Source organism: Sorangium sp. KYC3313 (genome assembly GCF_052075895.1).
In the GTDB taxonomy this organism is placed as follows: Bacteria; Myxococcota_A; Polyangia; order Polyangiales; family Polyangiaceae; genus Sorangium; species Sorangium cellulosum_B.
Map to the genome: position 1 here is coordinate 11,853,719 of NZ_CP197255.1, position 13,813 is coordinate 11,867,531.

The following is a 13,813-nucleotide window of genomic DNA, read 5'->3' on the forward strand; positions in this document are numbered from 1 at the left end:
GCGGGCGCGCACGGCGTCCCCGGGAGCGCCCGCGCGCCGCAGGACAGCCAGATGACAAAAAGCGGCAAGAATTCGCTCACTTCGGGGCCGTCCCCGGCGCCCCGGACGTTTCACGAAGCCAAGAATCGTGGGAGCGCAAGAAAAATGTCCCGTCCTGACTTGCTCAGGCCGTGTTAAAGTGTCACTGGAATCCCGATGTTGCCGAAAGGAAGCAGAGAGCGAGGCGCCTGGTGCGCCGGTGAGAGCCTCGCACCCTGCTCGCGCAACTTGAGCAGGGGACCGCACGGGCGGCCCCTTCCAGAACGGACCAGGGCGACCGGCCGGCTCCGGCGGTCGTGACGTGAGAGGAGGAACAGGTGGCAATTGAGCTTCCCGCTGTACGCATTCTGATCGTCGACGACGACCGCGCGATCTGTGACTACATGCAGACGCTGCTCGAGCGCGACGGGTACCAGGTCAAGACGCTGGGCGACCCCACGACCGTGGAGGAAGAGGTGCGCACGGGCGGCTACCACCTCATCATCCTCGACCTGATGATGCCGAAGCTCGACGGCATCGAGGTGCTCAAGCGCATCCGCAAGGTCGACAACGACATCGCCGTCGTCATCTTCACCGGCTTCCCCAACCTCGAGAGCGCCGTCGCGTCTATGAAGCTCGACGCGGTCGACTACATCAAGAAGCCGTTCAACGTGGACGAGTTCCGCGAGGTGCTCGCCCGCGTCATGCGCAAGAAGGGCCTCGCGCGCACGCCCGAGGAGCAGCTCCACCGCGTCATCGGCGACACGATCAGGAACCTCCGCAAGGACAAGGACCTCACGCTGAAGCAGATGGCGCGCCGCACGGGGCTCAGCGTGTCGCTGCTGTCGCAGATCGAGCGCGCCGAGTCGTCGGCGTCCATCTCGTCGCTCTACAAGATCGCGGTCGCGCTCGAGTCGCGCATCCAGGACCTCTTCGGCCACTACTGATCCGCTCGCCGAGCGGCGACGCCTGGCCCGCCACGCGCGCAGTGTGGACGCGCGCGCCCGGGCCGGCGCCGGCTCAGCGCCGCGCGCCGCGCTCGATCGCTGCGTCGAGCTCGTCGGGCGCGAGGCCGGCGATCGCCTCCACCCGCGCGCCCGACGTGTCGAAGACGATCACGTACGGCAGCTTCGAGACCTGCTTCAGGTACCGCCGGGCGAGCGGGCTGTCCCAGTCGACGATGTCGAGCTTGCGGTACGCGACGTCCTTGCGGGCCGCGAGCACCGTGACCATGTGCGCGTCCAGCTTGCGGCAGGGCAGGCACCAGGCCGCCACGAAGTCGATGACCGTGACCTTGCCGGGGACGATCTGCGCGCCGAGGTCGGGGATGTCCGCGCCGCCGTCCTCGATCGTCCGGGCATCCGCGCCCTCGGGGAACGTCGCCCAGCCGAGGTACTGCCCCTGGCCGGCGCCGAGCACCGCCTCGAACCCCTCGTCGGCGGCGAGCCGCTTCACGGTCCCCGCGACGTCGAACGACCGCGAGGCGGTGACGGAGATCTCGGCGCGGCGCCTGTCGAAGGCGGCCGAATAGACGCCCGGGCGCTCGCGGAGATCCGCGACGAGCTCGGCGCCGCACGCCTCGCAGTCGATCTTCCGCAGCGAGACGACCGTGGTGCGCGCGCCCTCCGGGACGGGCTGCGCGCCGCCGCAGGCAGCCAGCCAGCCGCAGAAGGCCACCAGCCAGCCGCCGCAGGCAGTCAGCCAGCCGCCGCAGGCAGTCAAACCGAGGGCCGAGGAGAGGGCGTTCGCGCTTCGCACCGCGTCCTTCCAGGTACCTTGCCCGCCTTCGCCGCGCGATGCAACGTCGTGTAGGCTGGGCCGCGATGAGCCCCGTGGTGACCCGTACCCTGCCGGCCGATCACGTCACGCCGGTCCGCGCCTACGCCGCGCTCCGCGCCCAGTCGCCGGGCCGATCGTCGTTCATGCTCGAGTCCGCCCTGCCCGGCGAGCGCTGGGGCCGCTACGCGATCCTCGGCTACAGGGCGCGCGCCGAGAGCCTCCTCCCGAGCGGGTTCGACCCGTTCGCGACGCTCGCGGACGGGCTCGCGCACGCCTCGGCTCGAGAGGCGCCGGACGCACAGGACACGGCGCGTGACCTGGCGGCCCGCGTCTGTCAGGCCTGGGTCGGCTTCCTCGCCTACGATGCGGTGCACCTGCTCCTGGGCGTCGAGCCGTGGCCCGACGAGGCCTACCTCGGGCGGATCATGAAGGACGCGACCGTCGTCGTGTTCGACAGCGTGGCGCAGACCATGACGATCGCCGGCCAGTCGCAGGGCGCCGTGAGCCGATGCGCCTGGGAGCTGTCGCACGGGCCAGAGCAGATGAGCCTCCCCGCGCTCGATCCGCAGGCGCTGCCAGAGCACGTCGAGACGCCGGTGGCCGACGAGGACTTCACCGCGAAGGTGGCGGCCGCGCGCGAGCGCGTCGCGGCCGGCGAGGCGAAGGAGGTCGTGCTCGCCCGCAGGTTCCGGGCCCCGCTGCGCGGCGCGGATCCGTTCGACGTGTACCGGGCGCTGCGGGTGCTCGCGCCGTCGGCCCACCTCTACTTCCTCGACTTCGCGGAATCGCCGTTCGCGCCGGGGCTCACCGTGGCAGGCGCGTCGGGCGAGACGCTCGTCCGCGTCGAGCGCGCTCCGTCGGCGGGGCCGAGCGCGGGCGACGCGTCGCCCGTCGAGGCGCTGCGCGCCGCCTTCGCGCGCGGCAGCGCTGTCGGCGCGCCGGCGGCGCGCGCGAGCGGCGTCAGCCGCCGCCTCGAGGTCGGCCCGCGCCACATCTACGGCGGCTCGGTCGGGTACTTCGGGCCCGAGGGCGCGGAGATGGCGCACACGCTCGGCGCCGTCTGGGTCGAGTCGGGGTACTTCGAGACGATGACCGGCGCGCGCATCGGGGACGGGAGCGACCCGCGCGCGGCGTCGGAACGGACGCGCGGCGACGCGCGCGCGGCGCTGTCGGCGATCCGCGCGGCGCAGGAGGCGCGCAAGGCGAGCGACGCGGCCGCGGAGAAGAGGGCCGCAGACGAGAAGGCCGCAGGCGAGTAAGGCCGCAGACGAGTAAGGCCGCAGACGACGACGCGATCCGGAGCGCGTAGCGCGCAGCGCTCAGTCGCGCAGCTGGTTCTGGCGCGCGCGCGCGCCCGTGGGGGCGGCCCCCGTGGCGGTGCCTGGCCGCGCGAGGCGCGACGAAGCGGCGGCCTGGGGCGCGGTCGCCGCCGCGCGGGCGCCGCTCGGAGGAGGCTCGGGAGGCGCCGGCCGAGCCGGCGGCGAGGCGATCGCCTCGCGCGCGGCGGCGCGCGCCGCCCGGGCCTTGCCGGCGGCGAGCACCGCCGTGAGCACGGCCGCCCTGGCGCCGGTCGCGGCCATCGCAGGCCTCGGGCGCTCGGGCCGCGTGAGCGTCACGAACGTCGCGACGCCCATCAGCGCGACGAGGCCGGCGGGGAGGAGCCAGCCCAGGCGCGCGGGCGACGCGAGCCCGCGCGGCACGCCGGCGCTCTCCGCGCCGAGCAGCGTGTCCGGCGGCGTCGTGCGGCTCGCGGGCGGCGGCTCGGAGCCGGCCTCCGGCTGCACGACGGCGCGAGGGGCCGCCGCGCTCCCCTGCGCGAACGCCGCGACCGGCGCCCGCACCGAGGCGACCCCGGAAGCGCGCGCCGACAGGGGTGGGCGCTGGAGACCCGAGGAGGGCGGCGGCGCGTGCTCCGCGATGCGAGCGAGCGACGACACCATCTCCTCCACCGAGCGGAAGCGCCGGGCCCGGTCGCGCGCGAACGCCTTCTCGAAGAAGCCGTCCAGAGCGGCAGGCAGCCTCGGCGCGAGCCGCGTCGCGATGGGCACCGGCGCGAGCAGGATCTTCGAGGCGACGACGCTGGCGACGTCGCCGGGGAACGGGAGGTGACCGGTCACCGCGCGAAACAGGATCGCGGCCAGCGACCAGAGATCGGTCTGCGCGTCGAGGGTCCGCTCCGCCCGGATCTGTTCCGGGCTGAGGTAGTGGAGCGCGCCCGCGCTGATCTCCGCCGCGATCTCGCCGACGAGCCGGGGCGCGACCGCCCTCGGGAGGCCGAAGTCGAGCACCTTCACGACCTCCTCGTCGCCCTCCAGCGCGAGGAAGAGGCTCTCCGGCCGGAGGCCCTGGTGAAGGAGGCCCGCCGCGTGGGCGGCCTGCAGGGCGTCGCCGGCCTGCGCCGCGACGCGCGCGGCCTCGTCCAGCGAGAGCCGGCCGCGCCGGACGAGGCGCGCCGCGAGATCCTCGCCGGAGAGCAGGTCCATCGCCAGGTAGACCACGCCGTCCTCGGTGCCGTGATCGCGCACGCTCACGACGTGCCGCGACGAGAGCTCGGCGGCGGCGCGGACCCAGCGGTCGAGCCAGAGGATCTCCCCCGTGGCGCCGGCGTCGGGGTCGAAGAGCTTCAGGGCGACGCGAACGCCCAGCCGGAGCTCGCGCGCGGCCCAGACAGAGCCGCGGTCGCGCGCGATCCGTGCGAACGGACGCGCGAGCTGCCTCTCCAGCAGATACTTCCCCCCAACGATGGTGCCCGGTGAGATATCCATGGGTTACCTGAGCCTCCTCCCCCACCGTAAAGTTGCACATACGCCATGCGGCGCAATTTGGCGTTGCGGATCGCCGCGCGGTTTGCCTGTGCGACCGTGCGGGCGGCGGGAGCGTTCGCACCGCACGCCGCGTGCGGGAAGGGGCGAGGCGTGTCGCGGAGCACTAAGGAGCCCGTCCCGGTTGGGGCGGACCGAACCCGGCCCTAGGGCTCCGAGGGCCGCGGATCCGGCGAAAACCGGAGCGGTGCGACGAAGCGCAGGTCGCCGCCCTCCGGCGCCGGGAACGTGAGCGCTCGCGCGCGCCGGAGCACGCAGCGGGTGAGCCGTTCGTCCGGGAAGCGCGACTCGGCCTCGAAGGCCTCGTCGACGGCGCCGCTGTCGGTCACGTGGAAGCGGATCGCGAGGCGGCCCCAGAGCGCCGGCGCGCCCGCGAGGGCCTCTTCGTAGCAGCTACGCCACGCGGGCAAGGCCTCGGCCAGGGCCGCGGAGATCGCGTCCGGCTGGAGCTCGCCCGGGCCAGGAGCGAGGACGGACGGCGGAGGCTCGACCGGCTCGTCGCCCGGATAGACCTGCAGCGTGGCCACGACCGTCGAGCCGGCCTTGGCCCCGGGGAGCGGGAGCGACCGCGCGCGCGCGGCGAGGCACGAGACGACGTCCGGCGCGGAGAGCGTGGACGAGGTGGCGCGCGCCCCCGTGACCTTGCCGGCGCGGCTCACCGTGAGCCGCACCGTGGTCTTGCCGTGCAGCGTCGGGTCCCGGTACGCGCGCAGGCGGTAGCACGAGTAGACGTGGATCCAGAGGTGCCGCCGGGCGATGCGCTGCACCTCGCTCGCCTTGAGCGGACCCTTCACGTGGTCGATGTCCACGATGATCCTCGGCAGCGGGTGCCCCTCGGCCGGAGGCGGCGGCGCGGGGGGATCCCCCCTGCCCCCGGCGTTCCAGCGACGCTGCTCCGCCGCCTCGGCCTGGCCGCGAGGGACGAGGTGGCGGCCGAGCTTGTAGGGCGGATCGATCGCGATCGAGGGCCCCTGCGAGGCGCCGCGCGCGTCGCCCTCGACGGCCGCCGCGGACGGGTCCCCGAGGGAGGCGCCCGGCGCCGCAGGCGAGGCCGCCGGAGGCGCGGCCGGGGCGCGCGGCTCGGCGGAGGAGGCGGCCGGCGCGAGGGCGCCCACCCGCCTGGGCGGACCGGCGGCCGGGGCGGAGAGGCCGGCGGCGCGCGGGGCCGGGCGCGGCGGCGCCGGCGAGGCGCACGCGGCGAGCGCGAGGGCCACGGCGAGGAGCGGACCGCGCGCGCGGCCCGCGCCGCGCCGGGAGGCCGCGCTCAGAACCGGAGATCGCCGCGCGGCGCCTCCACCTTGCCGTCGAGCGCGTCGATCGCCTTCGCGACCTCGGGGTCGTCGACGGTGGGGACGTGCACCACGAACTTCACGTAGAGATCCCCGGGCTCCTTCGACTTGCGGGCGATGCCCTTGCCGCGCAGCCGCATCACCTGGCCGGTCTGGGTGCGCGCCGGGATCTTGAGCGTCACCTCGCCGTCGGGCGTGGGGACGCGGATCTTCTCGCCCCGGTAGGCTTCTCCCAGGGTGACGGGGACGTCGAGGTGGAGGTCGTCGCCCTCGCGCTTGAAGAACGGGTGCGGCGTGACGTGGATGTTGAGCAGCAGATCGCCGGGCTCGCCGCCGCCCATGCCCGGCGCGCCCTGGCCGCGGATGCGCAGGCGGCTGCCCTCGGCGGCCCCGGGCGGGACGCGCACCGTGACCGGCTCGGGATCGCCCTCGCGCTGGAGCTGGAGCGTCGTGCCGCGCACCGCCGACACGAAATCGATGGTGAGGTTCTGCTCGATGTCGCCGCCGCGGCCGCGCGCCGGCTGCGGGCGGCGGCCCGCGCCGGCGCCGGCGCGGCCACGGCCAAAGAGATCGCCGAGGATGTCGCTGAGATCGCCCCCGCCGGGGGCGTTGCCGAAGATCTCCTGGACGTCGAAGCCGCCGGGGCCGCGGCCCCCGCCGCCGGCCCGCGCGTTCGCGTAGCGGCGGTAGGCGCGGGCGCGCTCGGGATCGAAGTTCTGCGAGAGGCTCTCCTCGCCGAACTCGTCGTAGAGCGCGCGCTTCGTCTTGTCGCTCAGCACCTCGTGAGCCTGGTTGATCTCCTTGAACCTCTGCTCGTTGGCCTTCCCCGGGCTCTTGTCCGGGTGGTACTTCATCGCGAGCTTGCGGAACGCCTTCTTGATGCTGTCCTCGTCCGCGTCGCGCGAGACGCCGAGCACGGAGTAGAGATCACGAGCCATGGTCGTCCGTCATCGTTCTGGTCCGCGGGAGGTGCGAGGCGCGCGGACCGCTGCGGGCCTTCATCGGGCCGAAACCTAGATCTGCCGCCGGTCCTCGTCCACTGGGCGCAGCCGCCTGCGCGAGCGCCAGCGGTGGAACGCGCGCGGCGCGGCGCGCCTCAGGCGCTCACCCGGAATGTCGTACCGGTGGGAGAGTCGGCAACCTCGATGCCGTCGCGCTCGAGCTCCTTCCGGAGGGCGTCGCCCCGCGCGAAGTCCTTCGCGGCGCGCGCCGCGGCGCGCTCGGCGAGCTTCGCCTCGATCGCCTGCCGGGTCGTGCCGAGGAGCCCGAGGCGCTGCTCCTGCGTGCGGGCCTGGTAGACCGGAGACGGCGTCTGCAGCAGGCCGAGGGCGTCGAGCGAGGACCGCAGGGCCGCGTGGAGGCGGCGCGCGAGCGGCGGGGCGGCGCGGGCGACGTCCTGGTCCTTCCCCCGCCGCTGGGCGGCGTCGGCGAGCTCGTTGGCGGCCTTGGCGACCTCGGCGATGATCGAGAGCACGACGGGGGTGTTGAGGTCGTCGTCGAGCGCGGCGGCGGCGCGGCCCGGCGCGCCGTCCGCGAGCGCGGCGAGCGCCGCGAACCCCTTCGGGAGCCGCGCCGGCAGCTCCGGCGCTTCCCCCTCGCCGGCGGCGGGCGGGCCGGCGAGCGCGGAGAGCGCGGACAGTCGATCGAGCGTCGCGTACAGGTAGTCGACGCGGCGCTCGGCCTCGACCACGCCGGGGAACACGACCCGGCCGTCGTCGCGCTTGTGGGTGTCGAACTCGAGCGGGCCCCGGTAGTGGACCGTGAGCAGGAAGTAGCGGAGCGCCTCCGGGTCGTTGCGCGCGTAGACGTCGCGGAGCTTGACGAAGTTGCCGAGCGACTTCGCCATCTTCTCCTTGTCGACGTTGACGAAGCCGTTGTGGATCCAGATCGAGGCGAGCGGCGCGTCGTCCGGGTGGGCGGCCTCGCTCTGGGCGATCTCGTTCTCGTGATGGGGAAAGACGAGATCCATGCCGCCGCAGTGGACGTCGAAGCCGGCCCCGAGGTAGCGGCACGCCATGGCAGAGCACTCGATGTGCCACCCGGGGCGCCCCTTGCCCCACGGGCTGTCCCAGCCCCACCCGCCGGGGGCGACCCCCTTCCAGAGCGCGAAGTCGAGCGGATCGCGCTTGTCCTCGCACGGACCGACGCGCGCGCCGACCCGCAGCTCGTCGAGGTTGCGCTTCGAGAGCTTGCCGTAGGAGGGGAAGCTGCGAACGGAGTAATACACGTCGCGAACGTCGCCGGGCCGCTCGACGACATAGGCCGCGCCTCGCTCGATCAGCCGCTCGACGAGGGCGATGACCTCCGGGATGTGCTCCGAGACCTTCGGCTCGACGTCGGGCGCCAGACAGCCGAGGGCGGCGACGTCCTCCTGGTACAGGCGAGCCATCCGCGCCGACAGGTCCATGGGCGGCTCGCCGGACTCGGCCGACCGCTGCAGGATCTTGTCGTCGACGTCCGTGACGTTTCGAACGTAGACGACGCGGAGGCCGCGCGCCCTCAGGTGGCGGACGAGGATATCCGGGGCGAGCGCGGCGCGGCCGTGCCCCACGTGCGCGACGTCGTAGGTCGTCGGGCCGCAGCAGTACATGCGGACCTCGCCAGGCCGCCGTGGGGCGAGCGGGGCGAGCTTCTGGGTCAGCGTGTCGTGGAGGCGCAAGGCGGGCATCGGCCGGGGGTCTATCAAGGCGGGCGGATGCTGTCACGGGCCCGCGTGCTTAAGGTGATCCCGATGCTGCCCCTCCGTGACCAACTGCCCACCCGAAGGACGCCGATCGTCAACTACCTGCTGATCGCGCTCAACATCCTCGGCTTCTTCTGGATGCGATCGCTGATCACGGCCGGGTTCCCGCCCGACCGGCTGCTCTCGGCGTGGGGCCTCGTCCCCCGGCAGTTCCTGGAAGCGCCGGGCGACGCGTGGTGGACGGTCTTCAGCAGCATGTTCCTGCACGATCCGACGGGGTGGGCCCACCTCGGCGGGAACATGCTGTTCCTCTGGATCTTCGGCGACAACGTCGAAGACGCGCTGGGCAGGGCCCGCTACGCGGCGTTCTATGTGCTGTCCGGGATCGCCGCCGCGGGCGCGCAGATCGTCATCGATCCCGGCTCGATGATCCCCATGGTGGGCGCCTCGGGCGCGATCTCGGGCGTGCTGGCCGCGTACGCGTCGCTCTACCCGCGATCGCCGATCACGGTGCTGAACCCGATCTTCCTCCTGTGGTTCATCTTCGGGCTGTTCCTGGAGTTCCCGGCGTGGCTGGTCATCCTCGCGTACTTCGTGGTGAACCTGCTGAACGGGCTCGGCTCCATCGGCGGCGTGAGCGGCGGCGGCGTCGCGTTCTTCGCGCACCTCGGGGGGTTCGTCGCCGGGCTCTTCCTCGTCCGCGCCTTCATGACAGGGCGCGACCGGCGCGAGCACGAGCGCTGGCAGCACTTTCGCCCGTCCCCCCGGCGCCCCGCTGCGCGCCGCGGACGGGGCGCCGCGCCATGGGACGCGCCGCGGCGGCGAGACTCCTGGTGACGGCGAGGCGGGGTCAGGAGCGACCCGAGGTGCGGCGTTCCGTACGCGGCGCGCGGCGAAAAGGCCGGTGGGATCCGAAGGATCTCGCCGGAACGGCCAGGCGGCTCGCGGTTCGCCCAGGATGCAAAAGCGTGATAGCGTCGGCCCGCAGCGATGCGACGACCCCTTCGAAGGCGCCTCACCGCCGCGGGTTCTGCGGCCGAGGCAGCGCACCCCCGAGCCTGGCTGCTCGCCGTCGCGATCGCGCTCGCCGGCTGCGGAGGGTCGTCGTTCGACGGAACGGTCTACCGCGGCACGGACGTGGCGTTCCGCGTGCCCCCGGCGCCGGCGAGCTGGAAGCGGCTCGAGGTGTCGGACGCGGCGGTGGCGTACCGCGACGACGCGAACGGGGCGACCATCGCCCTCAACGGGCGCTGCCGGAACGAGGAGGACATCCCGCTCGTCTCGCTGACCAACCACCTCTTCCTGCACTTCACCGAGCGCGAGGTGCTGAAGCAGGAGGTCGTGCCGTTCGACGGCCGCGAGGCGATGCACACCGTCATGTCGGCGAAGCTCGACGGGGTGCCGAAGGTGTTCGACATCTGGGTGCTCAAGAAGAACGGCTGCGTGTACGACATGCTCCTCATCGCCGATCCCGCCGGCTACGCCGCCAGCGAGCCGGCGTTCACGCGGATGGTCCGCGGCTTCTCGACCCTGCGCACCGATGACCGATGACGACTGATCGCAAACGGCGCGTGGCAGCGCCGCCGCCCGCCTCGAACGGCCCGCCGGCCGCCTCCTCCGGCGGGGGCTCCACCAGCGTGCCCCCGCAGAGCCCGCAGCCGAACAGCGTGCCCCCGCAGAGCCTGGCGCCGAACAGCCTGCCCCCTCCGCCGCTCCCCCCGCCCCTCGCCCGGCTCAACGAGAGCGCGGTCGGGTTCGTCGAGCACCTCGGGCAGTTCGGGCGGATGACCTGGGGGGCGCTGAGGTCGATCTTCGAGCGGCCGCTCGAGATCCGCTCGACCCTCTATCAGATGGAGGCGCTCGGCGTCCGCTCGGCCGCCATCGCGTCGGTGACGGCGCTCTTCGTCGGGATGGTCATGGCGGTGCAGTTCGCCATCGGCCTGCAGAAGTTCGGCGGCATGGAGTACACGGGCCGCATCATCGGCCTGTCGTTCTCGCGCGAGCTGGCGCCGACGCTGACGGCGGTGATCGTCGGCGGCCGCATCGGCGCCGGCATCGCGGCCGAGGTCGGGTCGATGGCCGTCACCGAGCAGATCGACGCGATCCGCGCCCTCGGCGCCAGCCCGCTGAAGAAGCTCGTCTTGCCGCGGCTGCTCGCGAGCGTCGTGGTGATGCCCGTGCTCGGCGCGTTCGCGCTCGTGCTGGGCTTCGGCGGGGCGATGCTGGTCTGCGCGACCGAGTTCGGCATCCCCGCCGGCTTCTTCCTCCGGACGGCGCTCGGCTCGGTCACGTTCATGGATTACTTCAGCGGGATGTACAAGACGCCCTTCTTCGGGGCGATCATCGCGCTCGTCGGGTGCCACTTCGGGCTGATCACGCGGGGCGGAACGGAGGGCGTCGGCCAGGCGACAACGCGCACGGTGGTGGTGACGTCGATCACCATCCTGATCGCCGACTTCTTCCTGACCAAGATGTCCATCCTGCTCTTCCCGACCCGGTGAGCAGGGGCGGTCCGGGAGGCGCCCAGATGCCGCCGCCGACGTCGCAGCGAACGCTGGCCGGGCTCCTGCCGGTGCTGCTGTTCGGGGTGCCGTTCGGGGTGACCGCGTGCCAGGGGGACGCCGGGAGGGAGGGCGGGGTCGCGGAGGCGAGCGACGGCGGCGCCGCGCTCCCGGAGGGCACGCCGGCGCCGCGGCGGCCGACGCGGCACTACCACCTCCGCCGGACGGACGACGGGTGCGAGATCTTCTGGATCGACGGGGATCTCGTCTCCGCGTCCCAGGCGGTCGTGTGCCCGGCCGACCTCGAGGTGGGCGAGCGCCTCCGCCTGACCGGCAAGACTTGCCTCCGCGAGTCGGCGCAGACCCCCGCGCGCGCCGTGCCCGTCGTCTGCCCGCTGCCGCTCATGAACATGGAGAAGGCGGACAGGGTGCCGCCCGACGCCGGCGCGCCGCCCGACGCCGGCAAGCGAGACGGCGGGTAAGCGACGGGGAAGCGACGGGGAAGCGACGGGCAAGACGCGGGGCCATCGAGGGCACAAGCGCGCAGCCGGCCACGTCCCTGGAGCATCGTAGTCCGGGGGGTAGCGTCATGCGACACGCGGATACCGTCGTGATCGGATCGGGCGCCGGCGGGCTCACCGCGGCGCTCGCGCTGGCGCGCGCGGGACAGAAGGTGCTCGTCGTCGAGCAGCACTACCTGCCCGGCGGGTGGACACACAGCTTCTCGTTGAACGGGTACCTGTTCAGCCCGGGAGTCCATTATATCGGCGGGCTCGGCCCGGGGGGCGCCGTGCGGCGGCTCTACGAGGGGCTCGGGCTCTCGGGAGATCTCGAGTTCTGCGAGCTCAACCCGGACGGGCTCGATCACCTGATCATCGGCGACGAGCGGCTCGACGTGCCCAAGGGCCTCGATCGGCTCATCGCCCGGCTCACGGCGCGGTTCCCGCACGAGGCCGCGGGGATAGCGCGGTACTTCCGTGTCCTGCGAGCGGTCAACGACGATCTCGGGCGGCTCGAGGCGATGCTCGAGTTCCCGAGGGTGCTGCTCGCGCCGTTCAAGGCGCCGAGCCTCGTGCGCTGGGGCCTCCGCACCCAGGAGGATCTGCTGGACGCGACGATCCGCGATCCCCTGCTGCGCGCGTTCCTGTCGGCGCAGGGGGGCGATCACGGGCTGTCGCCGTCGCGCGTGGCGCTGCCGGTCCACGCGGGCATCGTCTGCCATTACATGGATGGCGGGTACTACCCGCGCGGGGGCGCGAAGCGCATCCCGCTCGCGATGATCAGGGCCCTTCGCCGGCTCGGCGGGCAGGTGCGGACGCGCGCGCGGGTGAAGCGGATCCTCGTCGAGCGAGGGAGAGCGGCCGGCGTCGAGCTGGAAGGGGGAGAGGTCCTGCGCGCGGCGAGCGTCGTCTCGAACGCGGACCCGGCGATCACCTATGGAGAGCTGCTGCCGCCCGAGCTGACCGCCCGGGAGCGCCGCAAGGTCCAGCGGATGGAGTACTCGGTCAGCCTGCTCAGCGTGTTCTGCGCGGTGGACATGGACCTCCGGTCGATGGGTTACGACTCGGGCAACTACTGGTGGTACCGCGGGCGGGACGTGGGGCGCCTCTACGAGCGCATGGAGCACCAGCTGCCGTGCGGGGCGGTGGACGGGCTGTTCCTGACCATCACGACGCTGAAGGACCCGGGGCACCCGACCCGGGGCAACCACCACACGATCGAGATGTTCACGTTCGTGCCCCACGGCCCCTTCACGCGCTGGGAAAAGACCCGCACGGGCGAGCGAGGGGCGCACTACGAGGCGTTCAAGGAGTCGATCGGAGATCAGATGATCGCGGCGGCGGAGAACGTCATCCCGGGCATCTCGCGCGCGCTCGTGTTCCGCTCGGTGGCGACGCCGCTGACCAACGACTTCTACTGCGCCACGTACCGCGGCGCCGCCTACGGCACCGCCAAGACGAGGTGGCAGCTCGGCCCGCTGTCGTTCTCCATCGGGACGAGGATCCCGGGGCTGTACCAGTGCGGGGCCAGCACGCTGAGCCACGGGGTGGCAGGCGCCGCGATGTCAGGCCTCATGGCCGCGCAGCGGATCACGGGCGCGGCGCGCGCGGAGGATCTGCTCGGGCCGGCCGACGGCTCGCTGCGGACCTACCCCGCCGATCGGCCGGAGGAGTGGCTGCAGGAGCGGAGGATGGCGAGCGCGGCGGCGCAGGCGGACACGGGCGACGAGGTGCCCGAGTGGACGTGAGGGGACGTGAGCCGCGCTGCCGCCCTGTCGAGCGCTAACCGGCCGGCGTCCTGGACCGGAACGTGATCTGCACGAGCGGCATCACGTCGGGATCGTCCTGTGTCTCCCGCTCGAACTGGAGCACGTCGTAATAGCCGCACCGCGGCCTGCCCGGGTAATCGCGGCAGACCTCGGGCCGGGCCTCGTAGATGGTGCAGCCGCGGGTGGTGAGATCGAGGAAGCGGCAGACCCGGCCGAGCACCGGATCCGACTGCCGCCGGAGGATGCGCTCGTCGTTGTAGCGCTTCGTGAAGCGCGCCTCGGCGGCCTCGAGCGTGAGGCCGAAATGGCGGGCGAGCCGGCGCAGGTCGCGCGGCGTGACCTCGACCCGCTCGTAGATGGAGCAGCAGTAGGCCGGGCACTTCGAGCAATCGTAAGAGACACGGGGCTTGGCCTTGAGGGTCGTCGTCATGGATCGTGGGGGGGACGTGCCT

Annotated in this window: 13 protein-coding genes; 7 read left to right on the forward strand and 6 right to left on the reverse strand. The window is 73.1% G+C overall.

Annotation, left to right across the window (positions count from 1 at the left end; translation table 11 throughout):
• Positions 1 to 356: 356 nt before the first annotated feature.
• Positions 357 to 965: a response regulator gene (locus ACSRUE_RS45145; RefSeq protein WP_012233257.1), complete on the forward strand. Its 609-nt coding sequence runs from the start codon at positions 357 to 359 to the stop codon at positions 963 to 965.
• Between the two features lie 73 nt (positions 966 to 1,038).
• Here ACSRUE_RS45145 and ACSRUE_RS45150 read toward each other — a convergent pair whose 3' ends face one another.
• Positions 1,039 to 1,776, reverse strand: a complete 738-nt coding sequence (locus ACSRUE_RS45150; protein WP_441288962.1) for a TlpA family protein disulfide reductase — start codon at positions 1,774 to 1,776, stop codon at positions 1,039 to 1,041.
• Positions 1,777 to 1,853: 77 nt separating this feature from the next.
• Between ACSRUE_RS45150 and ACSRUE_RS45155 the strand changes: the two genes are divergently transcribed.
• Positions 1,854 to 3,056: a chorismate-binding protein gene (locus tag ACSRUE_RS45155; RefSeq protein ID WP_441288963.1), complete on the forward strand. Its 1,203-nt coding sequence runs from the start codon at positions 1,854 to 1,856 to the stop codon at positions 3,054 to 3,056.
• Positions 3,057 to 3,116: 60 nt separating this feature from the next.
• On the opposite strand, the gene ACSRUE_RS45160 is transcribed toward ACSRUE_RS45155, so the two are convergent.
• The 4 genes from ACSRUE_RS45160 to cysS form a co-directional block, all read right to left on the reverse strand.
• A complete protein-coding gene (locus ACSRUE_RS45160; protein ID WP_441288964.1) occupies positions 3,117 to 4,562 on the reverse strand; it encodes a protein kinase domain-containing protein in 1,446 nt (481 codons plus the stop codon).
• 203 nt (positions 4,563 to 4,765) lie between these two features.
• Positions 4,766 to 5,833 carry an AgmX/PglI C-terminal domain-containing protein gene (locus ACSRUE_RS45165; protein ID WP_441288965.1) on the reverse strand — a complete coding sequence of 356 codons (1,068 nt, stop codon included), beginning with the start codon at positions 5,831 to 5,833 and terminating at the stop codon, positions 4,766 to 4,768.
• Between the two features lie 50 nt (positions 5,834 to 5,883).
• Positions 5,884 to 6,846 (reverse strand): DnaJ C-terminal domain-containing protein, encoded by a 963-nt coding sequence (locus ACSRUE_RS45170; RefSeq protein ID WP_441288966.1) that lies wholly within the window; start codon positions 6,844 to 6,846, stop codon positions 5,884 to 5,886.
• A 158-nt stretch (positions 6,847 to 7,004) separates the two neighbouring features.
• The gene (gene cysS / locus ACSRUE_RS45175) at positions 7,005 to 8,576 is read right to left on the reverse strand and encodes a cysteine--tRNA ligase (RefSeq protein WP_437761687.1); all 1,572 of its coding nucleotides are present in this window, start codon (positions 8,574 to 8,576) and stop codon (positions 7,005 to 7,007) included.
• A 63-nt stretch (positions 8,577 to 8,639) separates the two neighbouring features.
• Here cysS and ACSRUE_RS45180 point away from each other — a divergent pair, with 63 nt between their 5' ends.
• The 5 genes from ACSRUE_RS45180 (at position 8,640) to ACSRUE_RS45200 (ending at position 13,340) form a co-directional block, all read left to right on the forward strand.
• Positions 8,640 to 9,428, forward strand: a complete 789-nt coding sequence (locus ACSRUE_RS45180; RefSeq protein ID WP_441288967.1) for a rhomboid family intramembrane serine protease — start codon at positions 8,640 to 8,642, stop codon at positions 9,426 to 9,428.
• A 153-nt stretch (positions 9,429 to 9,581) separates the two neighbouring features.
• Positions 9,582 to 10,142, forward strand: a complete 561-nt coding sequence (locus ACSRUE_RS45185) for a hypothetical protein (RefSeq protein WP_437744113.1) — start codon at positions 9,582 to 9,584, stop codon at positions 10,140 to 10,142.
• Positions 10,139 to 11,092, forward strand: coding sequence for an MlaE family ABC transporter permease (locus ACSRUE_RS45190; RefSeq protein ID WP_437761690.1), 954 nt, complete (start codon positions 10,139 to 10,141; stop codon positions 11,090 to 11,092). The genes ACSRUE_RS45185 and ACSRUE_RS45190 overlap by 4 nt, the downstream gene beginning before the upstream one ends.
• Positions 11,093 to 11,118: 26 nt before the next feature.
• Complete coding sequence (locus tag ACSRUE_RS45195) at positions 11,119 to 11,574, forward strand: hypothetical protein (RefSeq protein ID WP_441288968.1); 456 nt, start codon at positions 11,119 to 11,121, stop codon at positions 11,572 to 11,574.
• Positions 11,575 to 11,681: 107 nt separating this feature from the next.
• Positions 11,682 to 13,340 carry a phytoene desaturase family protein gene (locus tag ACSRUE_RS45200; RefSeq protein WP_441288969.1) on the forward strand — a complete coding sequence of 553 codons (1,659 nt, stop codon included), beginning with the start codon at positions 11,682 to 11,684 and terminating at the stop codon, positions 13,338 to 13,340.
• 34 nt (positions 13,341 to 13,374) lie between these two features.
• On the opposite strand, the gene ACSRUE_RS45205 is transcribed toward ACSRUE_RS45200, so the two are convergent.
• Positions 13,375 to 13,791: a YkgJ family cysteine cluster protein gene (locus tag ACSRUE_RS45205; RefSeq protein WP_437279621.1), complete on the reverse strand. Its 417-nt coding sequence runs from the start codon at positions 13,789 to 13,791 to the stop codon at positions 13,375 to 13,377.
• Positions 13,792 to 13,813 lie beyond the last annotated feature (22 nt).